23 protein-coding genes and 1 tRNA gene are annotated in these 21,903 nt (G+C 50.2%); 12 read left to right on the top strand and 12 right to left on the bottom strand.

The genetic code is table 11. The features are described from left to right. Positions 1–9: 9 nt before the first annotated feature. Complete coding sequence (locus tag ACYVC2_RS19140) at positions 10–1,326, top strand: gluconate:H+ symporter (protein ID WP_461104657.1); 1,317 nt, start codon at positions 10–12, stop codon at positions 1,324–1,326. A 230-nt stretch (positions 1,327–1,556) separates the two neighbouring features. Next, on the top strand, positions 1,557–3,299 hold the full coding sequence (gene ggt, locus ACYVC2_RS19135; RefSeq protein WP_461104655.1) for a gamma-glutamyltransferase: 1,743 nt from the start codon (positions 1,557–1,559) through the stop codon (positions 3,297–3,299). Between the two features lie 204 nt (positions 3,300–3,503). Here the strand turns inward: ggt and ACYVC2_RS19130 are convergent, their stop codons facing one another. After that, positions 3,504–3,857: a hypothetical protein gene (locus tag ACYVC2_RS19130; RefSeq protein WP_461104653.1), complete on the bottom strand. Its 354-nt coding sequence runs from the start codon at positions 3,855–3,857 to the stop codon at positions 3,504–3,506. 416 nt (positions 3,858–4,273) lie between these two features. Between ACYVC2_RS19130 and ACYVC2_RS19125 the strand changes: the two genes are divergently transcribed. Then, positions 4,274–4,912, top strand: a complete 639-nt coding sequence (locus tag ACYVC2_RS19125; protein ID WP_461104651.1) for a YciE/YciF ferroxidase family protein — start codon at positions 4,274–4,276, stop codon at positions 4,910–4,912. A 140-nt stretch (positions 4,913–5,052) separates the two neighbouring features. Here ACYVC2_RS19125 and ACYVC2_RS19120 read toward each other — a convergent pair whose 3' ends face one another. Then, positions 5,053–5,916 carry a sugar phosphate isomerase/epimerase family protein gene (locus ACYVC2_RS19120; protein WP_461104649.1) on the bottom strand — a complete coding sequence of 288 codons (864 nt, stop codon included), beginning with the start codon at positions 5,914–5,916 and terminating at the stop codon, positions 5,053–5,055. Between the two features lie 315 nt (positions 5,917–6,231). Between ACYVC2_RS19120 and ACYVC2_RS19115 the strand changes: the two genes are divergently transcribed. Then, positions 6,232–7,038: a hypothetical protein gene (locus ACYVC2_RS19115; protein ID WP_461104647.1), complete on the top strand. Its 807-nt coding sequence runs from the start codon at positions 6,232–6,234 to the stop codon at positions 7,036–7,038. On the opposite strand, the gene ACYVC2_RS19110 is transcribed toward ACYVC2_RS19115, so the two are convergent. Further along, positions 7,039–7,368, bottom strand: coding sequence for a tetratricopeptide repeat protein (locus tag ACYVC2_RS19110; RefSeq protein ID WP_461104645.1), 330 nt, complete (start codon positions 7,366–7,368; stop codon positions 7,039–7,041). A 171-nt stretch (positions 7,369–7,539) separates the two neighbouring features. On the opposite strand from ACYVC2_RS19110, the gene ACYVC2_RS19105 reads away from it, so the two are divergent. The 3 genes from ACYVC2_RS19105 to ACYVC2_RS19095 all read left to right on the top strand — a co-directional run bounded on the left by ACYVC2_RS19105 (position 7,540) and on the right by ACYVC2_RS19095 (position 10,028). Next, entirely contained in the window at positions 7,540–8,277 is a 738-nt protein-coding gene (locus ACYVC2_RS19105; RefSeq protein WP_461104643.1) for an electron transfer flavoprotein subunit beta/FixA family protein, read from the top strand. A gap of 86 nt (positions 8,278–8,363) precedes the next feature. Further along, positions 8,364–9,326 carry an electron transfer flavoprotein subunit alpha/FixB family protein gene (locus tag ACYVC2_RS19100; protein ID WP_461104641.1) on the top strand — a complete coding sequence of 321 codons (963 nt, stop codon included), beginning with the start codon at positions 8,364–8,366 and terminating at the stop codon, positions 9,324–9,326. A gap of 105 nt (positions 9,327–9,431) precedes the next feature. After that, positions 9,432–10,028, top strand: a complete 597-nt coding sequence (locus ACYVC2_RS19095; RefSeq protein ID WP_461104639.1) for a bifunctional nuclease family protein — start codon at positions 9,432–9,434, stop codon at positions 10,026–10,028. 80 nt (positions 10,029–10,108) lie between these two features. On the opposite strand, the gene ACYVC2_RS19090 is transcribed toward ACYVC2_RS19095, so the two are convergent. From ACYVC2_RS19090 to ACYVC2_RS19080, 3 genes are all read right to left on the bottom strand, one after another. Further along, positions 10,109–10,570 carry a PPC domain-containing DNA-binding protein gene (locus ACYVC2_RS19090; RefSeq protein ID WP_461104637.1) on the bottom strand — a complete coding sequence of 154 codons (462 nt, stop codon included), beginning with the start codon at positions 10,568–10,570 and terminating at the stop codon, positions 10,109–10,111. 141 nt (positions 10,571–10,711) lie between these two features. Then, positions 10,712–12,727: a hypothetical protein gene (locus tag ACYVC2_RS19085; protein WP_461107190.1), complete on the bottom strand. Its 2,016-nt coding sequence runs from the start codon at positions 12,725–12,727 to the stop codon at positions 10,712–10,714. Positions 12,728–13,478: 751 nt separating this feature from the next. Then, positions 13,479–13,928, bottom strand: a complete 450-nt coding sequence (locus ACYVC2_RS19080; RefSeq protein WP_461104635.1) for a PaaI family thioesterase — start codon at positions 13,926–13,928, stop codon at positions 13,479–13,481. A gap of 129 nt (positions 13,929–14,057) precedes the next feature. On the opposite strand from ACYVC2_RS19080, the gene ACYVC2_RS19075 reads away from it, so the two are divergent. The 3 genes from ACYVC2_RS19075 to ACYVC2_RS19065 all read left to right on the top strand — a co-directional run bounded on the left by ACYVC2_RS19075 (position 14,058) and on the right by ACYVC2_RS19065 (position 16,313). After that, the gene (locus ACYVC2_RS19075; RefSeq protein WP_461104633.1) at positions 14,058–14,819 is read left to right on the top strand and encodes a phosphosulfolactate synthase; all 762 of its coding nucleotides are present in this window, start codon (positions 14,058–14,060) and stop codon (positions 14,817–14,819) included. 33 nt (positions 14,820–14,852) lie between these two features. Next, positions 14,853–15,497, top strand: a complete 645-nt coding sequence (locus ACYVC2_RS19070) for a DedA family protein (protein ID WP_461104631.1) — start codon at positions 14,853–14,855, stop codon at positions 15,495–15,497. Between the two features lie 72 nt (positions 15,498–15,569). Continuing rightward, the gene (locus ACYVC2_RS19065) at positions 15,570–16,313 is read left to right on the top strand and encodes a shikimate dehydrogenase family protein (protein ID WP_461104629.1); all 744 of its coding nucleotides are present in this window, start codon (positions 15,570–15,572) and stop codon (positions 16,311–16,313) included. Positions 16,314–16,345: 32 nt separating this feature from the next. On the opposite strand, the gene ACYVC2_RS19060 is transcribed toward ACYVC2_RS19065, so the two are convergent. From ACYVC2_RS19060 to ACYVC2_RS19040, 5 genes are all read right to left on the bottom strand, one after another. Next, positions 16,346–17,119 carry a glycoside hydrolase family 25 protein gene (locus ACYVC2_RS19060; protein WP_461104627.1) on the bottom strand — a complete coding sequence of 258 codons (774 nt, stop codon included), beginning with the start codon at positions 17,117–17,119 and terminating at the stop codon, positions 16,346–16,348. A 112-nt stretch (positions 17,120–17,231) separates the two neighbouring features. Beyond that, the gene (locus ACYVC2_RS19055) at positions 17,232–17,477 is read right to left on the bottom strand and encodes a hypothetical protein (RefSeq protein ID WP_461104625.1); all 246 of its coding nucleotides are present in this window, start codon (positions 17,475–17,477) and stop codon (positions 17,232–17,234) included. A 144-nt stretch (positions 17,478–17,621) separates the two neighbouring features. Beyond that, positions 17,622–18,257, bottom strand: a complete 636-nt coding sequence (locus tag ACYVC2_RS19050; protein WP_461104623.1) for a peroxiredoxin — start codon at positions 18,255–18,257, stop codon at positions 17,622–17,624. A 139-nt stretch (positions 18,258–18,396) separates the two neighbouring features. Beyond that, entirely contained in the window at positions 18,397–19,053 is a 657-nt protein-coding gene (locus tag ACYVC2_RS19045; RefSeq protein ID WP_461107188.1) for a response regulator transcription factor, read from the bottom strand. Between the two features lie 4 nt (positions 19,054–19,057). Then, positions 19,058–20,632 (bottom strand): sensor histidine kinase, encoded by a 1,575-nt coding sequence (locus ACYVC2_RS19040; protein WP_461104621.1) that lies wholly within the window; start codon positions 20,630–20,632, stop codon positions 19,058–19,060. A 90-nt stretch (positions 20,633–20,722) separates the two neighbouring features. Between ACYVC2_RS19040 and ACYVC2_RS19035 the strand changes: the two genes are divergently transcribed. Then, positions 20,723–21,220, top strand: a complete 498-nt coding sequence (locus ACYVC2_RS19035) for a DUF3299 domain-containing protein (protein ID WP_461104619.1) — start codon at positions 20,723–20,725, stop codon at positions 21,218–21,220. A 145-nt stretch (positions 21,221–21,365) separates the two neighbouring features. Here the strand turns inward: ACYVC2_RS19035 and ACYVC2_RS19030 are convergent. Next, positions 21,366–21,439: transfer RNA gene (locus ACYVC2_RS19030), tRNA-Ala, on the bottom strand. A 150-nt stretch (positions 21,440–21,589) separates the two neighbouring features. Here ACYVC2_RS19030 and ACYVC2_RS19025 point away from each other — a divergent pair. Continuing rightward, entirely contained in the window at positions 21,590–21,844 is a 255-nt protein-coding gene (locus tag ACYVC2_RS19025; RefSeq protein WP_461104617.1) for a GIY-YIG nuclease family protein, read from the top strand. Positions 21,845–21,903: the final 59 nt, after the last annotated feature.

The raw sequence follows: 21,903 nt of genomic DNA, 5'->3' as shown, positions 1-21,903 counted from the left end.
TGTTTGGTCATGCCCCTAACCATCACGTTTCTTGGTATTCTTGCTCTTATTGCGCTGATTTCGGTTGTTCGCCTGCATACCTTTCTGGCGTTTCTGGCGGTTTCCATCGGCGTTGGTCTGGCGCTGGGGCTGAAGCCGCTGGCCATTATAGAGGCCATTCAGAAAGGTATCGGTAGCACCCTCGGTTCCATTACGGCTATTATTGCACTGGGGGCCATGCTGGGGAAACTGGTTGCGCAAAGCGGGGCCGCTCAGCGGATTGCCATCAACATGATGGGGTTGGTAGGCACACGGCATGCCCGTTGGGCGTTTATGGTGACGGGGTTTATCGTTGGGCTACCGCTGTTCTATTCGGTCGGGTTTATGCTGCTGGCTCCGCTGGTCATCACGGTGGCTTACCGCTATAAACTGCCCGCGCTCTACATTGGCCTGCCCATGCTGGCCTCGCTGTCCGTTACGCAGGGGTATTTGCCGCCCCACCCGGCTCCACTGGCCATTCTGAAACAATTCAATGCAGACATGGGCCTGACGCTGTTCTACGGGATTCTGGTTTCCATTCCGGCCATTCTGGTTTCTGGTGCCTTATTCGGTTCCACGCTGAAGCGGTATACAACCTTACCCAATGCGGCTTTCATTGCACCGGATCTTCAGGAAGACCAGATGCCGTCAGCTGCGGTAAGCTTCCTGACGGTGCTACTTCCTATTTTGCTGATCGGGATCAGTACACTGGCAGCTCCACTCCTACCCACTGATTCGTTTACGCACCAAGCCCTGTCATTCGTTGGGGAGCCCATCGTGAGTATGTTTATCGCTGTGCTGGTCGCGACGTTTACGCTGGGAATTCGACGGAAACAGTCTATGCCTGAAATTACAGGACTGCTGGCTGAAGCCGTCAAAGACGTTGCCCTGCTTTTTCTGATCTTCGGGGGCGCCGGAGCACTCAAGCAGGTACTGACCGAGGGGGGAGTCAACCAGTCTATTGCCGACATGATGCAGCATTCGACCCTGCATCCGTACGTACTGGCCTGGGGCATGGCTGCACTGGTTCGCGTCTGTACAGGATCATCTACGGTGTCAGGAATTACCACGGCTGGCTTTGTCACACCCTTGTTGACGGCTACCGGCGTCGAGCCCAACCTGATGGTGTTGAGTATCGGGGCAGGCAGCATGATGTTCTCGCACGTCAACGACACGGGTTTCTGGCTTTTTCGGGAGTATTTTCAGCTATCCATGGTCGATACACTCCGAACCTGGTCGATTATGGAAACGCTGGTGTCGGTCACCGGTCTGGCTGGCGTCATGGTATTGCACTGGGTATTGACGTAGTTGGCCCACGCCCGAAAGTTTGACGCCTGGTTTTATTCGTACGCTCATTCATATCTGGCGAAGCTAAATAAGATCATTCCCGACGTTGACCGATTCACCTTCATTCCCATGATTCTCCATGATGGGCAGGTTTATCGAAACCAGGTTATTAAAGCCTTTTTGAACTGGGCGAGGAGAGTAAATGAGGGGTAGGATTATCTTGTAAATACGTTGAGGAATCCTCTTATAACATGCGCTCTTCCTGGTTTTATAATTACGTTGGCATCCTGTGTCTTTCAGTTTCTCAGCTCTTCGGGCAGGCGACCGGAAAAGGAGACCGCATTACTGGCCCTAATTTCGCGACGCGCAGCCCAATTCTGGGAAAACATGGGATGGTAGCGACCAGCCATCCGCTGGCTACGCAGATCGGGCTGGACATTCTCAAACAGGGTGGCAATGCCGTCGATGCTGCCATTGCCGCTAATGCCGCACTGGGAGTCATCGAGCCGAACAACGGGGGCATCGGTGGTGATCTGTTTGCCATTGTCTGGTCGGCGAAAGACCGGAAGCTCTACGGCCTCAATGCCAGCGGCCGCTCGCCCAGGGGGCTGACGTATGAAGGTTTACAGACAGCTCTGGGACAGCGCGCCCAGATTCCGCTTTACGGGCCACTGTCGGTTTCGGTTCCTGGCACGGTCGACGGTTGGTTTCAACTGCACCATCGGTTCGGCAGGCTACCCATGCAGCGCTTACTGGCACCCAGCATCCGATGCGCCCGCGACGGCGTACCCGTACCTCAGGTGATTGCCTATTCGTGGCAGGTCGCGTTCAACCGGCTGGCGGCCAGTCAGGAAACTATTACTGAATTTGTCAATTTCCGCCGGACGTTTCTCATCGATGGCAAAGCACCCACCGAAGGGCAGGTGTTCCGCAACCTGGACCTGGCCGCTACATACGAAAAAATAGCCACCGGCGGACGCGATGCTTTTTACAAAGGTGCTATCGCCGAAACCATCGATCGGTATGCCCGCCGGACGGGCATCTATCTTCGAAAAGTCGATTTGGCCGTTCACCACAGCACCTGGATCGATCCGGTCTCGGTCAATTACCGCGGGTATGATGTTTATGAACTTCCCCCCAACGGTCAGGGTATTGCGGTTCTGCAGATGCTCAACATCCTGGAAGGCTTCGACCTGAAACGGCTGGGGCATAACAGCGCAGATTACCTGCACCTGCTGGTCGAAGCCAAAAAACTGGCGTTTGAAGACCGGGCCCGTTATTACGCCGATCCGGAGTTTGCCCACGACTCGATCGGGTGGCTATTGACGAAAGACTACGCGGCTCTACGCCGAAAACTGATCGATCCTGCCAGAGCGTCCGACCACTTCGACGCGGGCGAGCCTGCCCTTCGTGCGGGGGATACGGTTTACCTGACCGTAGCAGATAAGGACGGGAATATGGTGTCGCTTATACAGAGCAATATGCTCGAATTTGGCAGCGGCATGGTTCCCGACGGGCTGGGTTTCGTTTTTCACAACCGGGGCACCAGCTTTACCATGCAACCCGGTCACGCCAATGTGTATGCACCAGGCAAACGTCCCTTCACGACCATCATTCCGGGTTTTGTGATGAGAAATAGGCAGCCTTTCCTGAGCTTTGGCGTAATGGGCGGTGCTATGCAGCCGCAGGGACATCTGCAGGTGTTGTGCAACATCATCGACTTTGGGATGAACGTACAGGAAGCCGGTGATGCCGCCCGATTCAGTCATTCGGGCAGCAGCGAACCCATCGGCACCCGCATGACAGACGGCGGTCGGCTGGCGCTGGAAAGTGGGATTCCAAACGAAGTACGGACTGAGCTGGAGAAGCGGGGACACCACCTGACCCCCACGGATTTTTTCGGGGGTTATCAGGCTATTCAATGGGATGCGGTAAATCGGATCTACTGGGGCGCTACCGAAATGCGCAAAGACGGGCAGGCGGCCGGTTATTAAGCTTTCAGACAGTGTACCTGGCATGGGTATGCCGTCTGGAAATGAAACTTACAAAAACGGCTCGTACTCGACTGGGCAGCCTGATCAACCGCATTTGCTGATTGATCAGGCTGCTCAGTCGAGTACGAGATTTAACCATTCGTAAACCGACCTCATTCGATGAAGGTGGTCGACTTACCAACTCAACTATAAACCTGCTCAAACCTATCGGCTATGGCGCCCCAGGCGTTGCACCGATAAGTCAGTCCGGGCATTGCCGCCAAATCCGGTTTCCGCATAGGTCGTCGAACCGGATGTTCCCCCCGTTAACGACGATTGCGCTTCAAAAGCCATTTCCTGGCGCAGATAGTCAGTTGTCTGTTTTAAACGGGCGGCTTCCTCTACCAATAATATGGTCATGTTCCGGGTATATTCTTCGTCACCCGATGCGTCGAGCAGTTCCATAAACTGCTTGTTGAAATCTCCGTATGTATACGGTTGTGTACCTTTTTCTACCGAGAGCTGAACCTGCCGATACGATTGCGATACAAAATATTGGAGTGAATTTGCGTTACTCATTGCTTAAACTGAAGTGTGTATCTGCTAACTACAATTATGGGAATTAAGTTTTTTAAAATCATATTAAATCATTAGACGCAAGTTTCTTAAAAATAGATCAACTAAATTCATCGTTTTACTATTTTACGTTGAATTTCGTTAAATATATAGTCTTCCTGCAAGTCGATATCGCTTCTACTTTAACTGCTTGAATCCCTTAGCCATAAGAATATTACTACTTATGCTCTATTTTAGGCGAAAAGTGAGGGAGGTGGCTGCACCGCATCCTGAATTGGTTGACAATCAGCTACGGCACATGTAGAAAAACATAAACAAACACCTGAAAATAAAAGCACAATCTACTGACAATCAGTGGTTGGCATGAATTTAGAGGGATACACAACAGCATAGTAACTCCATCCAAACACATAATTTTTATGGCATCCTTGGCAGAACAAATAGCAAGTTTTTTCAGTGGAAGCGATTCGGCCACTGACGAAGGCCTGCGCGATTTATTTATCAGCGAATTGAAGAGCGTTTATTTTGCTGAAAAACGCATCGTCGAAGCGCTGGGGCACCAGGCCGACGCCAGCACAACCAATGATGTTCGCAGTGCTTTTCTGCAGCACCAGGACCAGAGCCGTCAGCAGGTAGAACGGTTGGAAGAGATTTTCCGGATCATTGGCATGCGGACCGAAGAGCGGGCTTCCGACGCCATCGACGGGCTGATCAGTGATGCCCGACGTGATATAGCCGATACCGAAAGCGGGTCCTTGACCCGCGATGCGGCTTTAATTATTGCGGCTCAGAAAATCGAACATTACGAGATTGCTATCTACGGATCACTCCTAACACTGGCGCGCGTGCTGGACTTCACCCAATCGGCCGAGTTACTGGCCCTGACACTGGAAGAAGAGAAAGAAACCGACCGCAAGCTGACCATATTGGCCGAGTCTTTTGTAAATACGCGCGCCAAAGAAGAAGAAGAGCAGCATCCGGGAAGCCATCACGCCAGCCGTCATCCAGCGTTCAATCCAGATTCGAACGTCACCCTGGGTGGCCCACTGGGTGTTTGATCCCCGGCAAATTCGCGGCTATCAAGCCAAAGCGCCGTAACTATTTTCCAGACTACATTTATCGAGAAAGGCCGGTTTGGGCCGGAATTAACTTCCGGCCCAAACCGGCCTTTCCTGACTTTTAACCGTGTCGCTCTCTGCTACTGCTTCAGGCTTTTCAGATACGCAATGCTTTTGGGCATCTGTTCATATTCATGATTGCTCTCGTCTTCGATAAAATAGTGCTTGACCCCCGCTTTTTTTGCCAGACGTAAGATTTCGGGAATATTCACCTGTCCGTCCCCAAGCGTCACGTCGTTTTCGGGAGGAGTACCACCCGTCAGGTCGCCTTTGACGCCTTTTCGGAGGTCTTTCAGGTGCATCAGTTTAAAGCGGTTACCGTATTTTTTCAGTAAGTCGACGGGGTCGGCTCCGCCATGCTGTGCCCACAAAATATCCATTTCGAAAGAAACATACTCTGGATTGGTGTTTTTGACGATGTAGTCGAATAGGGTGCCGTTCTGATAAGGTTGAAATTCATAGCCATGATTATGGTAGCAGAACGTCAGGCCATTGTCTTTCAGCACCTTACCGACCCGGTTAAAATCTTCAACCGCTTTTTTGGCATTGTCGGGGCTGAAATGCCCACGCTCGTGCGGAATCCAGGCGACCATCACAAACGATGCCCCCAGCGCTTTGGCTTTTTTCACCGTTTCCATAGGATCTTTCACGATCTGTTCATAGCCATCACCCGTAGCCGGAATCTTGATTCCTCGCTGATCGCACATTTTTTTAAACGCTTCAGGAGTCATTCCTTTGGGTGCCCCACCCTCCATTTCGGTAATTCCCAGGGCTTTGATGGTATCCAGGGTAGCGGCTACATCTTTTGGGAAGCTATTCCGGTAGGTATACGCCTGAACACCGATGGGAAATGTATAAAGGGGTTTCCCGGACTGGGCCACACCGTCCATAACGTGCAGTAGTGAAGTGGCCGCAAGCCCCAAGGCAAAAAGGGTTTTTCTCATGGTTATTGGTTTCTTTTACCGTCAATAAGGCCTACGAACCGGTGTTTTTACTTACAACAGCCCCTCACTTCGACAAAAATGTAAACGTCATGGCTTCATTACGACCTACGCTCGTGCAGACAAGCGAACTGAGCGGCCATTCCGACGGATTCAGGGCAACACGTCCAGTTTGTTTTGGCTTATGCCTTTGGTAACCAGCCTTTACCATTGATACAAAATCCGATTCACTTTTAACGAAATCCTGTTACCTTCGTTCGTAACTTCACGGTACTTATCTACGTTTATCTAGATTCACCGCTTCAAATCGTACTGACTATGAAGCTTTTTTCTACGCCGATATCACTCCTGGCCGCGGGTTTACTGACCTACGCCTTGAGCAGTTGTGCTCCTACTATACCTACGTTTCGTCTTGAGCCGGTTTCGGGCGACATCGCCATGCTCGATGGGCGGCCCGTAACGAAGGCCGAACAGAATGGCGTTGCTGTGGTGGCTTCTTTCGAGCGCGAAGACCTGGAGTTCGTTACGCTCGATGTGGAGGTGAAAAATTATACCGATCACTCGATCGATGTCAACCCGGCGGATTTTCATTTCACAGCCCTCAATAGCACCCAGGATACGCTTCGGGAAACCAATAATGCCAGTCTGGCTCTGGTTCGGACAGCCGCAGACCCAGGCTACGAAGCTGGGCGGGTTGGGCAGAAGCGCAAGCAGGAAGAGAAGCGGTTGAAGCGCGCTAAAGTCTTCAACACCATTCTGATGGTGGCTGCGATCGCTTCTGATGTTTCATCTTCCAGCAACAGCCGCTCTTACCGCGAATATGTCAACAACCGCGCGGCTCATAGCTTTGCCTATCAGGGCCTCGCAATTAAACGGGCCGTCGACTACAGTACGTTCGCCAATCGAATGCAGCGGTACGATTATGAAGAATACCGCTGGCGCGAACTGGCCTTAAAAGCCAATACACTGGCGCCCGGCGAGTCGGTCCGAGGATTTGTTTATCTTCCTAAGGTAGCTAATGCCAATTATCTGGCAATTACGTATTCGCTGCCAGAGCAGGCGGCCGTGCCGCTGCTCTTCAGGCAGGAAATAGTGCAGCAAACGAAAAGCCGGCCCCGTCGGTAATTACCATTCATCTTCGTCGTCCTCAAAGGCTTGCTGAGCGCGTTTTAGCTCCAGCAAAGCTTTTTGATTCTGCTGTACCTGCGCCAGTGCAATGCCTTTGTCGTATATATCAGCGGCTTTATCGCGTTCGTCCAGGCTGGCGTATAGCGCTGCAGCATGGTAATAAGTTGGCAGATAGTCGGGATGCGCCCTCAGCAGTTGATCGAAATAGACCCGTGCCTGCTCAGGCTGGCTATCCAGGTATTCCATCCCCAGTGCATAAACATTGAACGGTTCATCAGGTTCTTCCTGTACAAATCGAATTAATTGTTGGATACGTTCGTTATTCATTCGTGCAAGAAAAATAGTATGCTTGCATACTTTTATTTAAGACAGTTTGTACTTTTGAAGCGTAAAAATAGTCATTAGCCATCAGTTGATCGTTGTATGGATTACCTGCTGATCGATAGCCAGCGCTGACAACTATTCACTGCCGACTAACCACTACAAAACCCCATTAGCATGAAAATTTTAGTGTGTGTAACGAGTGTGCCCGATACTACCACCAAAATTGCCTTTACGGACAATAACACCAAATTAAACAAAGCGGGAGTAACGTTCATTACCGGTCCTTACGACGATTATGCCTTGGCACGGGCCGTCGAACTGAAAGAAAAAACCGGCGCTTCCGTCACGGTTCTCAACGTCGGGGAAGCCGATACCGAACCGGTTATCCGCAAATGCCTGGCCATCGGTGCCGACGACGCCATCCGTGTCAACGCCGAACCGACCGATGCGTACTTTGTGGCGGAACAGATTGCCGCCATTGCCCAAAAGAATACGTACGATCTGATTTTGATGGGCCGCGAGTCGATCGATTATAATGGCGGCCAGGTTCACGGAATCGTAGCGGAAATGCTCGGTATTCCGTCGATATCACCTGTTATGCAACTTGATCTCGACGGCGACACCGCGAAGATAACCCGTGAAATCGAAGGGGGTAAAGAAAGTCTGGAAGCCCGATTGCCGCTGGTTTTGGGCTGTCAGGAACCCATTGCCGAATGGAAAATTCCGAACATGCGTGGTATCATGACCGCCCGCACCAAACCGCTTACCGTGGTCGATCCAACCGCCACCGATAAGCTTACCACAGTGGTTGGCTACGAGTTGCCCGCCCCGCGGGGAGCCGTTAAAATGATTCCGGCCGACCAGGCAGAAATGCTCATCCAACTGCTTCATACGGAAGCTAAGGTCATCTAATCGTCGGTTATCAATCACAGGTCAGTCCGTCAGGGTACCTGACGAACTCGTACCGACAATCTACTAACGACTTAATAAATACGCTTATGTCAGTTCTCATCTTCGCCGAATTAGACGAAGGCAAAATCAAAAAATCCTCTCAGGAAGCTATTTTTTATGGTGCTAAAGTTGCCGAAATGACCGGCACATCCGCTACCGCCATCGTCATTGGGCAGGCCGACGATGCGGAGTTAGCGTCGGCAGGCCGGTTTGGTGCGACCAAAATACTTCGGGCGGCCGATGCCAAACTGACCGAACCCAACGGTATGGCCTATGCTACGGTAGTGGCGGCAGCTGCCCAACAGGAAGGCAGCAAAGTGATTGTTCTGGCTAAATCATCCCTGGCCGATGCCATGACCGCCCGGCTGGCTGGTAAATTGAAAGCTGGTCTGGCAGCAAACGTCATCGAATTACCCGACCTATCAGCCGGTTTTCGCGTTAAAAGCAGCATTTACACGGGCAAAGCTTTTGCCTTTAATGAGCTGAAAGCCGATGTGAAAATTCTGGCCATCAAGAAAAATACGATCACTCCCGAAGAGAAGGAGGCCACGGCATCGGTCGAAGCCTTTAGTCCGGCTCTGAACGATGCGGACTTTGCAATCGCCGTAAAAAGCGCTGAAAAATCATCTGGGGATATACTTTTACCCGAGGCAGATCTGGTCGTATCGGCGGGCCGTGGCCTGAAAGGGCCCGAAAACTGGGGCATCGTTGAAGACCTGGCCAAAGCCCTACATGCGGCAACAGCCTGCTCGAAGCCCGTATCGGATCTGGACTGGCGTCCGCACGCTGAACACGTCGGACAAACCGGCCTGAAAATCAGCCCGAATTTATACATCGCCTGTGGCATCTCCGGTGCCATACAACACCTGGCGGGCGTAAACTCCTCGAAGGTAATTGTTGTTATCAACAAGGACCCGGAAGCCCCGTTTTTCAAGTCGGCAGACTACGGCATTGTCGGTGATGTTTTCGAAGTGCTGCCCCGGCTGACGAAAGCGGTACAGGCTTTATAGCCGCAGCTTACCAGTCAATAGCCAGGATAATACCGTAAAAAAAACCTATTGCTACTCTTGGCTATTGACTGGCGACTGACGACTAAAAATTGCTAAATTTACGCCGTGGATAAAATTAAACTGGAAATATTAGGACTATCGCCCAGTCAGTCGCAGTCAGGATCGTTTGCGCTGGTGCTGGGCGAAGAATATGGCAACCGCCGATTGCCGATTATTATTGGTATGTTCGAAGCACAGGCTATTGCCATTGAGATCGAGAAGATTGTGCCGAACCGGCCCATGACTCATGATCTGTTTAAGCAGTTTGCCGAGCAATTCAAGTTTACGGTTCGCGAAATCATGATTTCCGATCTACGGGAAGGCATTTTTTTCGCTAAAATCGTTTGCTTCGACGGTGTTCGGGAGTCTGTTATTGACGCCCGGCCTTCTGACGCCATTGCCATCGGCATTCGATTCGACGTACCCATTTATACCAATGAATCCATTTTATCGGAAGCGGGCATTACGGCCAGCGGTAACGATGAGGAGGAAGAGCAGGAAGAACTGGTGCGTTCATCGAATCGTTCGTCATCCCGCTCCTTCGGCGACCAGTTGAAAAATGCCTCTTCCGAAGAACTTCAACGCATGCTGGAAGAAGCGCTCGGGAATGAAGAATACGAGCGTGCCGCCAAAATCCGGGATGAAATGAGCAAACGAAATTGAAAAGCTTACCCTTACTTCTTCCAACATATTCTTACAAAGCCATCCAAACGGGTGGCTTTTATTTTTGCCATTGTAGCTTTCTACTTCCGCTTTCTTTTACGAACCACCAGCTCCCGATACCCAAACGTCGGGTCCGTTTCACGCTCGAAGGCGAGTTCGGGGAGCACACCAATGACCAGCTCAGCGGTGGTATATATTTTACAACCCTCCACTAAATGCCCCCCAATCGTACGGCCCGTCGAATCAGATACGGATAAATGCAGATGACTTCCGTTGGCGGAAAGCGTCCCGACCAGCGAAACAATTTCAAAATGGCCATGCCAGATGCTGGGCTTATCCTGATTGGCCAGCCGCAGAGTCACGTCGGTCAGACTACCCACGCAGGTCAGCAAGGCACCAGCCCCAATTCGCTCCTGCCGAACGAGCGCGTCTAACTCCATCTTTAAATCCTGCCCGGGTCGTAAGCGCACAGCGTACGTCTGCATCATCGTGGTCATAACGGCAGGAACAGGCGGAGTGGGTTGTGGTTGTGCATCTGCCATAGCTACTAGATGATAAAAGATAAATAAAAGGAAACACCAACGCATGGGTAAGCTCGATTAAAAACACGTACATCTACACTTTACACAACAAAAAACCGGAAGCGTTGGCCTCCGGTTTTTTGTTATCGGTACTCGTTATCGTTACTCCACACCGAACATCGTAGCGTCACGACGTCCGCTGCTACCGCTCCGGCTCCGGCGAGTTGCCTTTTTCTTAGCCGGTGCAGGCGGTGCCAGCAATTTAGCTTTCTGAGCGTCGGTCAACGGTTTCAGATCCGTGATCGAGTAGCTGTTATCGCTGATGGTGGTGTTGAAGCTACCTACCACTTGCTCAGGCTGACCATTGCAAGGCAGTTTCGTAACGGTGAAGACAGCACGGAAGTACGATACTTGTGGTCTTCTGTTTCTGCCTTTAAAGCGCAGGGCTTTGCCGCTTTCAATCTTCGCTTTTTCAGCCTGAAGCTGTTCAGCCAAACCACCTGGCAGATCACGCAGGTTCAGGATAACCGTGTTCGTATCGAAGGAGATTTCTCCGGTCGACAGGCGACGGTTCAGACCGCGGTAGCGCAGACGGGTAACCGTGTCGCCAACAGAGGTGATCGTGCCGTTACAGTAGCAGACATTGGCCACTTCACGTGTATACGGCGTACGATAGTATACTTCCAGGCGTTCCAGCTTGTGGTTGTATTTACACTCAGGAGTAATCTTCGGCGGGTTGATGCTGGCGAAACTGGTCGTTGCCACTTCACTCATACAGGTACCACACTTAGCGGTCTGCTTATTGTGCAGCGTCACGTAGTAAAAACCGGGAGCCAGCTGACCATTCGAGAAGTAAGCTGTTGGGAAAGCCAGGGTCGTGTCCGTCGAGTTTTCCAGTTGAGCGATTACCTGATCCGCTGCGGTAGCTACTACAGAATCCGGACGGTAGTACAAACGAGCCGTGAATGTTTCGTTCTTCGGATTCGGGGTCGTGCTGCGCCAGCTAATAACCGGGGCGACAGCCGTTTTATTCACAGCAGCGTATTTCTGCTCATCGGTGCTATCCACATAAGCCAGCGATGCACCTTTCAGCGAAGCACCGTTGAACCGGACGTTCAGCTCGGGAATCTGTTCGCAGGTTGGGCAGGTAACAGGTGCTTTGGGGATAAGTTTTTTCTGTACAAATCCTTTCCGAACGGCGATACCGGCGCTAAAACCACCGTGTTTCCGCTTAAACTCATACATCTGGTTATCGATACCATTGACAATCAGATAATTGAGTTGGGTGATAAAGCCTTGCCCCTGAACACCGATATTCCAGTTATTGCTGAGCGGGAAGAAAACCCCCAGCGAACCAATAGCACCGAGGTGATACAGGTTTGAGCTTGGGTTAACCGAGCGCAGCAGTCGTCCGCCTTCTACCAGCGAAGGTACTGTGCCTGGAGGCAGTGTACCCTGCGATGGGATGAACGCAGCAATCGTAGCTGCTTCCGTCCGGAACAAGCCCCCACGAGCAGCCGCTTCAATAAAAGTAGTTGCGTCTGGGTTTTTGCGGCTACGGGCCAGTGTAAACGTCAAGGCTGGACCAACTGTCAGGAACATGTCTTCCGAAGCTCGTTGACGGATCGTTACCTGGTCGCTGGTGACGGGGGGCGTCAGGGCGGCTGCCAGACCATAGAGGTAATCACGGTAAATCTTACGCGTGATGTAGTTCTGATAGCCAAATGCAGTTCCTACCGCAAAGCGTAACCGACGGGTAGCAGGCGTCAGGAAGTAATCGATGTTGGCTGTGATGTTGAAACCAGCCCCGTTGTAAAGCGTCTTATCCCGCTTGTTGGGTCCGAAGGTGTTCTCCCAGGTACCGCAATAGGCGAAGTTGGGCCCAGCAAAGAGGCCAACCCGCCAGGGGGACAAGCGTCGAACCAAAATAAATGTTTGAAACGTCGTGTCGCAATCGTCCAATTCCGCCACATCACTGGCTACTGCTTTGAATTCATCTCTGCGCAGCGTGTCCGTGTAAATTCCTTTCCCGAGCCTATAAATTTTCTCGTTCTTGTAATTTCCGCTGGAAACTGTCGATGAACTTACTGTGGTGGGTTGAACCCTGACCGTGTCAGCCTGTTGAGCAAGGGTAACAGAAGGTATTGCAAAACTTAGCAACACGAGTCCAGCCAGCATCCTCATGGGGTGTTGTTGGATAAATGTTCGCATATTTATTGAGTTAATTTGACGCAATGTTTTTATTAAACACTTCTTCTTCCGGGTGCGGCTATGGATAGTTGAGGAATGTTCACACTATTACAGCGTCGAACGTTGCCTGGCGAATTAATCCTTCATAACCGACATCGTTGGGCCGCAAGCAGCCTTATTATGTCTTATGACTAATTTCTCAGGCAAATGTTTCTCAAGACCCAAAATAATTGTAAAATATATTAGGTTATGAGTAACCCTTCCGTCAAATGCTGGCCATACGAATGCGGCCTGCCACACAGACCATCCGACCGATGGTCCTCTAATCCACTTTTTTTCTGCAATGTTAAGACTGAATTGCAAAAGTCAATGTATTATTTCAATATTTTTTCAATAATTAGTAGAGCGTTGATCGAATTCTACTATTTTTTTAGTTACCGAACCGCTAAGATTGTTTGTTCCTAATAAATCTATTATGTACATCTGCAACTCAAAAATTAACACTTACAACTCGTTTTTGTAATAATAAAGCTACGAATAAGCCGATTTGTCTGGTTGTTTATGACTCAATACGGTCAATTTATCGTTTTTTACTAACTATTTACGTTTATAGTGCCTACGGTTACCCTTGCTCTGGCTTATAAACGCAAAAATCACTTTTCTTTTATCACGAGTTGCCTGGATACGGATGAATAACCGTTTCATAGCTATAGGGCTGACAGGCCTGCCAGTAAAAGGCTTACACGGCCAATTTTACGGACGTTTGAATTAAGTTCGTACTACATTTGGCAATGATCTTCCCATCGGCGGCTGTAATAGCGCCTTCGCAGTGAATAATATTTTTACCAGCCCTTACCACCCGGCCAGTTGCTGTAACGGTTTCGCCTAAACGAGCCGCATGCAGGAAATCAATCGTAAGATTGACGGATGTATAAGCATATTCCCGACCGAGCGCAAAAACCATCGTTCCGATCAAATCATCGAGGATGGCTGAGGCTGCTCCACCATGCAACACGCCTGCTGGATTGGTCATATCGGCCCGAACCGTGAAATCCATGACCAACAAACCTGGGTCGGCATCTTTGAGTATACCATTGAGCCAACGGCCTAACGGCGATGGGCTATTACTTAATTGCTTACCGATTTGTGCACGTAAGAAAGCCAGGCGATGATTTGCGGGATTGTCCATATCCGGTAAAAATAGCACTAAACTAAGTTACAAGCCTATAAGACGCGATAAATTGTGTACTTTCTTGGGAGGTTTTCAAGACTTATACTACTTTTGAGCGATTTTTTATTTGCCTCTTCATTCCGTCAAATGAATTATACTCTTACGCAGATACCCGAACGTACCGCAAAACCTCGCCAAAGTGGGTTAACGATGGTAATGGATAAAGGGTTGAGCCTGCGGGAAGTGGAAGACTTCTTATCGACCTCTACCCAGTACGCAGATATCATCAAATTAGGCTGGGCAACCTCTTTCGTTACGCCAAATCTGAAAGAAAAACTGGCTATCTACCGCGATGCCGGTGTTCCGGTTTATTTTGGTGGAACCTTGTTCGAAGCCTTTGTTGTCCGCGACCAGTTTGAGGATTACCGCCGACTGCTGGACAAATATGATCTGGAATACGCCGAAGTGTCCGATGGCTCGATCGACATGCCGCAGGATGTGAAATGCGAGTATATCCGTAAGTTGTCCTCGCAGGTGACCGTCTTATCCGAAGTCGGTTCGAAAGATGAAGCTAAAATCATACCGCCCTACAAGTGGATTCAGTTGATGAAAGCTGAATTGCAGGCAGGGGCCTGGAAAGTAATCGGCGAAGCCCGCGAAGGCGGTACCGTCGGCCTGTTCCGGTCGAGTGGGGAGGTTCGCCAGGGGCTGGTCGAAGAAATTCTGACGCAGGTTCCGTTCGAAAGTATTTTGTGGGAGGCTCCCCAAAAAGAACAGCAGGTCTGGTTCGTCAAGCTTTTGGGTGCCAATGTCAATCTCGGCAATATCGCTCCTCACGAAGTTATTCCTCTGGAAACCATACGATTAGGCCTACGGGGCGACACATTCACACACTTCTTAGAAAAATAGTTACCAGCTACTGGCAACTATAAATTCCTCCTCATGGACCTAATCAAATCGCTACTCGATTTTCTGTTACACCTCGATCGCCACCTCGATCTGTGGGCCAATGAATACGGCGTTTTACTGTATGCTATCCTGTTCCTGATCGTTTTTACCGAAACGGGGCTGATCGTTATGCCGCTGCTGCCCGGCGATTCGCTGCTGTTTGCCGCTGGTGCTCTGGCGGCCCGGCCAACCAACGAGCTAAGTGTCTGGGTAATCATCCCCTTATTGATTCTGGCTGCTCTGATGGGCGACAACGTCAATTATTTCGTTGGTAAATTTCTGGGTACGCAGATCAAATCCCGGGAGCGGATTCTTTTTTTTAAGCGCGAATACATTGCAGAAACAGAGAAATTTTACGCTAAATACGGCGGTCGTACCGTGATCATCGCCCGGTTTATTCCCATCGTACGCACCATAGCGCCGTTTGTGGCCGGGGCGGGCAGTATGAATTACGGCACGTATATCAAATTCTGTATCATGGGCGCCGTACTTTGGGTAACGAGTATTGCGCTGCTGGGATATTTTTTCGGCAATTTTCCGATCGTACAGAAAAATTTCGAATTAGTGGTATTCGGTATCGTTGGCCTGTCGGTATTGCCGATCGTCATCGAGTTTGTCAGAAAGCGATCAAGATCCTGACCTATTTCATCCCGCTCTTTAGCTATGCCACGGCTCTAAGCGGTGGCATAAGTGTTTTTAACCTGTTCTGTTATGACCCGTTACGGACTGATTGGCTATCCTTTGACGCACTCTTTTTCGCAGCGCTATTTTACCGAAAAATTTACGCGTGAAGGCATCGCCGACAGCCGTTATGATTTATTCGAACTGCCTGATATCGGCACCTTACCGGAGTTGTTCAGGCTGCCAGAGCTGAAGGGCCTGAATGTCACTATACCGTACAAGCAAGCGGTACAGCCTTACCTGGATCGCTTAGATGCGTCGGCGGAAAAGATCGGCGCGGTCAACGTTATCCGAATTGAACCGGACGGCTCCCGAACGGGCTATAACTCTGACTATTACGGTTTCCGACAGGCATTGACTGACTGGCTTACCTCCCTCGGCCGATCGACCACCGATTTACAGGCCCTGGTTCTGGGTACGGGTGGCGCATCGAAAGCTGTTACGGTTGCTCTGACGGATTTGGGTATACGCTTCGCGTACGTCTCCCGCACGAAAACCGAAACTACGTTTACCTATGATGACTTACCGGCCCTACTTGCTCACTATCCGCTGATCATCAATGCTTCGCCTGTGGGGACATACCCGAACGTCGATCAGGCGCCTATTCTGCCCTACTCGCTCCTAACGAACCGGCACTTGCTCTACGATCTGGTTTATAACCCAGCCGAAACAAAATTTATGCAGTTGGGCCAGCAACAGGGTGCTTCGACTCAAAATGGCTTACGAATGTTGGAATTACAGGCGGACAAAGCCTGGGAAATCTGGCAGCAGTAGCCGACGGCTTCCATATACGCCACGGCAAAACCTCACAGGCAAATTTCACCGAGTCGGTCTTCGTTCATCACGAACACATTGAAATCGACCTGCCCCCGAATTCCCTGTACCCAACCATTTTGGTTATGTTGCCATAGATAAAGCTTGTCGGGATTGTACCGACGCAGGTGCTTCGTTGAATAATCGGCTATCCAAAGCGGATACTCATCCAGGTTGCCTTTGATGTAGCGTCGGTAAAGGCTGCCATTCGTGTAAATAATCGGCTTTACCTGGTAGTGCCGCTCTACCGTTTCCAGCCACAGACGGAGCCCTTCGACGATCGTTTCGTCCGATTGCCCATTAACCACCTCGAAGTCGACAACGGGAGCAAAATCTCCTTCACTCAGTTGCACATGGCTGATAAAGTTGTCGGCCTGCTTGAGCGGATCGCGGGTGGGGTGATAGAAATGATAAGCCCCCCGGCGCAGACTCGACTTTTTGGCTTCACGCCAGTTTTTGGCAAAATGTTTATCGGCCAGCGTAGCGCCTTCCGTCGCCTTGATGAAAACGAACTGAAGCCGAACACCCTCGGCTTCCATCTGCCGCACACGCGCCCAGTTGATCCGATCATTGTGCCGGGATACGTCGATGCCATGAATTCCGTAGCGCATCGGAAGCCGGATGCCGAATGCTTTGACAAAACGCCAGTCTAGTTCATCGGGTCGGCGCGACCAGACCACCCAGAAACCGATAAACAGAATAACCACTGCTGCAATCCATAAACCGTACCGCCGGAAAATGAGTCTGGACAGAACGCGTCCTTTCATACTACTGATCAATTACTAACCCGAAAGTAACGCTTTCCGGGTAAATAGCATTCATACAGAAAAGCCCTTCGCGTTGGCAAAGGGCTTTTTATCGATAAGGCAGAACAGTTGGTTAATCGTGTCCTTCCAATTTGACCAGTTTATTATAAAGGCCTAACAGCAGAAAAGGAGCCGCCCATTGCCCCACGAATAAGCTTCGGGTGCGGTCGCCATTAGCCTGCAGGACCAGAGAAATGGCCATAGATCCCAGCGAAGCCCATAAGAAAAGATCAGACGGTAACTTTGCGGTTTGCTCCTCGATGGCTGTTGCCACGGGTCCTTCTTTGTGTTCGGGATTGGTGTTTGCTTGCTTTGCCATAACGCTTCGTTCATTTAGTGTAACGAAACCCTAACTTCCCGATGAGCCCTAAAGTTTTAGGCCAGGATTCTTAAAGTTAGCGAACGTGTCCTGCACCAACGTTCAATATCCTGGCCTGGAACCTTTCTATGGCAGCAAATTCCCTTATTTGTTGGGTTGGGGCGTTGTCCGCAGATAGGGCTTGACAAACGTTACACCTTTGGGAAATTTCGTTTCCAACTGGTCGTTCGTAACCGCTGGGGTAACGATCACATCCTCCCCTTCCTGCCAATCGGCGGGCGTAGCGACCTGATAATTGGCGGTCAGCTGCAGCGAATCGATGACGCGCAGCAGTTCGTTGAAATTACGTCCCGTGGAGGCTGGGTAGGTCAGGGTTAGTTTGATTTTTTTATCGGGGCCGATGACAAATACCGAACGAACCGTTGCTTTTTCGCTGGCATTCGGGTGAATCATGTCGTACAATTCAGCGACTTTCCGGTCGGGATCGGCAATTAGGGGGAAGTTCACTTCCGAACCCGTCACGTCTTTGATGTCGGGCGTCCAGCGATTGTGCGAATCCAGGTCATCTACCGATACGGCAATGACTTTTACGTTCCGCTTGCCGAATTCATCTTTTAGCAGCGCTGTTTTGCCCAACTCTGTAGTGCAGACGGGGGTGAAATCAGCCGGATGTGAAAACAGCATTCCCCACGAATTGCCTAGCCATTCATGAAAATGAATGTGACCCTGGGTTGTATCGGCCTCGAAATCAGGGGCGATATCTCCTAAGCGAAGTGACATAGTTGATTGGGTTTTAGTTTACAAACTCTACCTAATAAATATATTAATCAGGAGTTGTAAAACCGGCTGATTGCCGGTTTTACTCGCAAACCTAAAAAATTGCTGTGGAGTTCGCAAAACGTTTCCGTTGCCCGATTCTTCAGATCAATTTATCTTCAACGGCCATCCGTACAAGTTCCGCAGCATTGCGCACCTGCAGCCGACGCATCATGTTGGCCCGGTGGTTATCAACGGTTCGGACACTAAGCTGGAGCTTTTCGGCAATTTCGCGGCTGCTCATCCCATCGACCAGAAACTGTAAAATTTCTTTTTCCTTGTTCGACAGTTTCGACTGCCGTTCGGTTCGTCCCTGCCGGTTTCCTTTTTTCAGTTGCTGCATGTAGCCACTCAGGATAATGGAGGCCACCGGCGAGCTGTAGTATTTTTCTCCCGCAGCAATCGTTCGGATCGCTTTGATCATCTCGTCCGACGACGAATCTTTCAAAATATACCCATACGCACCGGCTTCTACTGACTTCAGGATGTAGTCTTCGTTGTTATGCATGGACAGCATCAGCACCCGCACGTTTTTGTACAGACGACTGACAATCTGAGCAGCCTGAATACCCGACATGCCCGGCAAGGAAATGTCCATCAGAATCAGTTCCGGCATCTGGGCCGGATCTGACTGGTGTGCTTTCAGCTTATCGAGGGCTTCTTCGCCGTCGTTGGCTTCGTCAATAATTTCCAATCCATCGGCCTGTTCCAACAGGAGCCGGATACCGTCGCGAACGATGGAATGATCGTCGACCAGCATTAGTTTAATAGATGCCATGATGCGCCAAATGCGTTTGATAGGGAATGCTAACCTGTACTTTAGTACCTTTTCCCAACGTAGAACTAATTTTAAATTTACCGTTAAGCAGTTTTGTTCGTTCCTGAATGTTATGGAGCCCCTGCGAAGGCGTTCTTGCTTTCACCCGCGTTCCATGGCTTTCCGTTGCTTCCTGTTTGGCTTTTGACAAACCATCGGTCTGTTTCCGGCGAGATGCCTGAAACCCTTTTCCATCATCACTGATTGTCAACTGTAACGTGTTTCCGCGCTCATTCAGTTCGATGTGGATGTGGGATGCCCTGGCATGACGAACGGCATTGCTGACGGCTTCCTGCGTTACCCGATACAGCGTAATCTCGACGTTTTTGTCCAGCCGGGGCATGTCGACCGTCAGATTGGTTTCGAACGTTACGTCGATATGCTCAGTACGGTCCTGTTCGGCCAGCATTTTAAGCGCCGGCAATACCCCAAAATCACTCAGCACTGTCGGCATCAGGTCGTTCGAAATGGCGCGGGTCTCCTGAATCGTCTGCGTTACCAGGCTCTTCAGGGTATGAAGATTTTTCGGATAGGTCAACATACCATTCTGCTCAGCGGCCGATTTCACCAGACCCGCTTCCAGTCCTTCGATCTGCAACTTGATCGCCGTCAGCATCTGCCCCAGCCCGTCGTGCAATTCGCGTGAGAGCCGTTTTCGTTCTTCTTCCTGCCCCGCAATCAGGTATGACGTGCGTACTTTCTGCTCATCGATCTGTTGTTCATACTGTAGCTTGGTGGCTTCGAACAATTTCTGACGGGTTTCTTTGAGCGATTTGTTGGCGCTGATCAATTTTTTATTGGCCGCAGCTGTCTGGCTTTCCGCTTCAACCAACTGCGCAAACGTTTGTTTCAATTTTCGGGCCGCGGGCCGGAAAATTAACAAACCGATAGCCGCCAGCGCCACTACGGTAAACACAAACAGATAAAATTCTATGGACCGGAGCTGGGTTAACTTAGAGCGCACTTCGCCATTGTACTCCCGCACAATGGCGTCCATCTCTTCCAGAAACGGTTTTTCATTCGCCAAAAGCCGTTCAAGACTGGCCTGTACGTCGGGTTGCTGAATTTCGCTGTACTGGTTCAGACGCATGAGCCGCTGCGCACTTTTTCGGAAGGCTTCAAATTGCGGCCAGATGCCTGCATAAAGCCGCTGAATGGTATCAGAATTTTTGATGACTACCTTCTGGTCCTCGACGCGGCCCTGGCGAACCTGCAAATGATACCGCTCGAAAACCGGAAAAACCTGGCGCAGTTCGGCTACATTTTCCGAAAACTTAGTTTGTTCATTCGGATCGGCCAGTTGCAGCGCCTGCTTGACGATCTGCTGGCTCTGGTGACGTTGTAGAGCAGCATACCGAACAATCCATATCTCATCTTCCACCGCGCGCAACCGCCATTGCGTAAGCCCCTGGCCTACAGTGAGAAGTACGGCCAGGATAATCAGCATCGTCATATACAGCCGGGTAAACCGAACGGGAATTACCGAGCCATCTTTTGCGTTATCGTTGAGTAAATCGGGCACGAGTAGCGTGGTCGAAACAAAATGGTTTAGTAAAAGTAATCTTTTTTGTATTTTTACCTCTGTATCTTAATCATTAAGACTTCCAGCCTCATGATTCGTCTACTGATTGCGTTAATCGTTGTCTCATTTGCGGGTTCGGCTTTTCGCCCAACCGTACCGCCCGTCAACCCTACCAGGCCTGTTTCAAAAGCTTCGGTTGCGGCTGAGCCGGTAAAACTGTCGTGGGAAACACTGCGCGACGTTACGTTCAAGAAAAAATGGTATGCTGAAGAATCGGTTTATATGCTCTACCCAACGTTTGGCCAGAACATTCAGAAACTGAACGGTAAACCAGTCGAACTGACGGGTTATGTGCTTCCGGTCGATCTCGAAGCGAACATCTACGTGCTGTCGGCTTTTCCTTACAGCGCCTGCTTCTTCTGCGGAGGAGCTGGTCCGGAATCGGTCGTTTCGCTTAAATTTAAGAAATCCGACAAAAAATTTAAAACAGACGAACGCCGGACATTCCGCGGTACGCTTAAACTGAACGCCGACAATATTTACGAACTAAATTATATTCTGGCCGATGCGGAGATGATCGATCAATAAGCGTTCGTTTCCACCAGATATCATCAAGCAAGACTCCGGACTGAACAGCTTCAGTCCGGAGTCTTGCTTTTATAACTTATCCGAATGCAAAATGCCCCCTACGTTTCCGCAGGAGGCATCGATTTTAACTTGTGTCGAAGAGTAGTGGAGATAGTCGGATTCGAACCGACGGCCTCTACAATGCCATTGTAGCGCTCTAGCCAACTGAGCTATACCCCCTTTTTGTGGGTGCAAAGATGAGCAAAAAATCAACCGCTCCAAAACCCAAACTCATTTTTTTTGCTCCTGCCACCGAGTCGGCCCACTTACTAAAGTAAAGTTTGTTTTATCCTATCAATTGTGTAGTTTTGATTCTATACCCGACACCGTATGCATACCGTTTATATTATTTACAGCCCGTCGGCCGACCGTTATTTTATCGGGCAGACGAAAGATCTGAAAATCACCATGTGGCAGCATAACGCGAAAACGAATCCTGCTACTGCCGACGGTAAGCCGTGGGAGGTTAAGTTCACCCAACCGTTTCCGACCCGCAACGAGGCTTTGAGTCTGGAAATGAAACTGAAGAAGAAAGATCGCTCTTACTGGGAAGAATTGATCAGCGCAGCTCAGCCCGTCGTCTGATCAGTACTAAAAATAACCGACTTATTTATTGAAGCGCCGTAGAAAGCCTGATGCATCAG

The sequence above is a fragment of the Spirosoma koreense genome (genome assembly GCF_054777875.1).
Note: the sequence above shows the minus strand (reverse complement) of the source record. Positions and strands in the feature narration are given on the sequence as shown.

Bases quoted from the DNA above. Each gene is read 5' to 3' on its own strand.
- ACYVC2_RS19085 (WP_461107190.1), bottom strand. From the start codon at position 12,727: ATGCTGGCTGGACTCGTGTTGCTAAGTTTTGCAATACCTTCTGTTACC.
- ACYVC2_RS19110 (WP_461104645.1), bottom strand. From the start codon at position 7,368: ATGAATAACGAACGTATCCAACAATTAATTCGATTTGTACAGGAAGAA.
- ACYVC2_RS19055 (WP_461104625.1), bottom strand. From the start codon at position 17,477: ATGGCAAAGCAAGCAAACACCAATCCCGAACACAAAGAAGGACCCGTG.
- ACYVC2_RS19080 (WP_461104635.1), bottom strand. From the start codon at position 13,928: ATGGACAATCCCGCAAATCATCGCCTGGCTTTCTTACGTGCACAAATC.
- ACYVC2_RS19050 (WP_461104623.1), bottom strand. From the start codon at position 18,257: ATGTCACTTCGCTTAGGAGATATCGCCCCTGATTTCGAGGCCGATACA.
- ACYVC2_RS19025 (WP_461104617.1), top strand. From the start codon at position 21,590: ATGCATACCGTTTATATTATTTACAGCCCGTCGGCCGACCGTTATTTT.
- ACYVC2_RS19140 (WP_461104657.1), top strand. From the start codon at position 10: ATGCCCCTAACCATCACGTTTCTTGGTATTCTTGCTCTTATTGCGCTG.
- ACYVC2_RS19075 (WP_461104633.1), top strand. From the start codon at position 14,058: ATGAATTATACTCTTACGCAGATACCCGAACGTACCGCAAAACCTCGC.
- ACYVC2_RS19120 (WP_461104649.1), bottom strand. From the start codon at position 5,916: ATGAGAAAAACCCTTTTTGCCTTGGGGCTTGCGGCCACTTCACTACTG.
- ACYVC2_RS19045 (WP_461107188.1), bottom strand. From the start codon at position 19,053: ATGCTGGTCGACGATCATTCCATCGTTCGCGACGGTATCCGGCTCCTG.
- ACYVC2_RS19060 (WP_461104627.1), bottom strand. From the start codon at position 17,119: ATGAAAGGACGCGTTCTGTCCAGACTCATTTTCCGGCGGTACGGTTTA.
- ACYVC2_RS19090 (WP_461104637.1), bottom strand. From the start codon at position 10,570: ATGGCAGATGCACAACCACAACCCACTCCGCCTGTTCCTGCCGTTATG.
- ACYVC2_RS19100 (WP_461104641.1), top strand. From the start codon at position 8,364: ATGTCAGTTCTCATCTTCGCCGAATTAGACGAAGGCAAAATCAAAAAA.
- ACYVC2_RS19065 (WP_461104629.1), top strand. From the start codon at position 15,570: ATGACCCGTTACGGACTGATTGGCTATCCTTTGACGCACTCTTTTTCG.
- ACYVC2_RS19130 (WP_461104653.1), bottom strand. From the start codon at position 3,857: ATGAGTAACGCAAATTCACTCCAATATTTTGTATCGCAATCGTATCGG.
- ACYVC2_RS19105 (WP_461104643.1), top strand. From the start codon at position 7,540: ATGAAAATTTTAGTGTGTGTAACGAGTGTGCCCGATACTACCACCAAA.
- ACYVC2_RS19115 (WP_461104647.1), top strand. From the start codon at position 6,232: ATGAAGCTTTTTTCTACGCCGATATCACTCCTGGCCGCGGGTTTACTG.
- ACYVC2_RS19070 (WP_461104631.1), top strand. From the start codon at position 14,853: ATGGACCTAATCAAATCGCTACTCGATTTTCTGTTACACCTCGATCGC.
- ACYVC2_RS19035 (WP_461104619.1), top strand. From the start codon at position 20,723: ATGATTCGTCTACTGATTGCGTTAATCGTTGTCTCATTTGCGGGTTCG.
- ggt (WP_461104655.1), top strand. From the start codon at position 1,557: ATGCGCTCTTCCTGGTTTTATAATTACGTTGGCATCCTGTGTCTTTCA.
- ACYVC2_RS19125 (WP_461104651.1), top strand. From the start codon at position 4,274: ATGGCATCCTTGGCAGAACAAATAGCAAGTTTTTTCAGTGGAAGCGAT.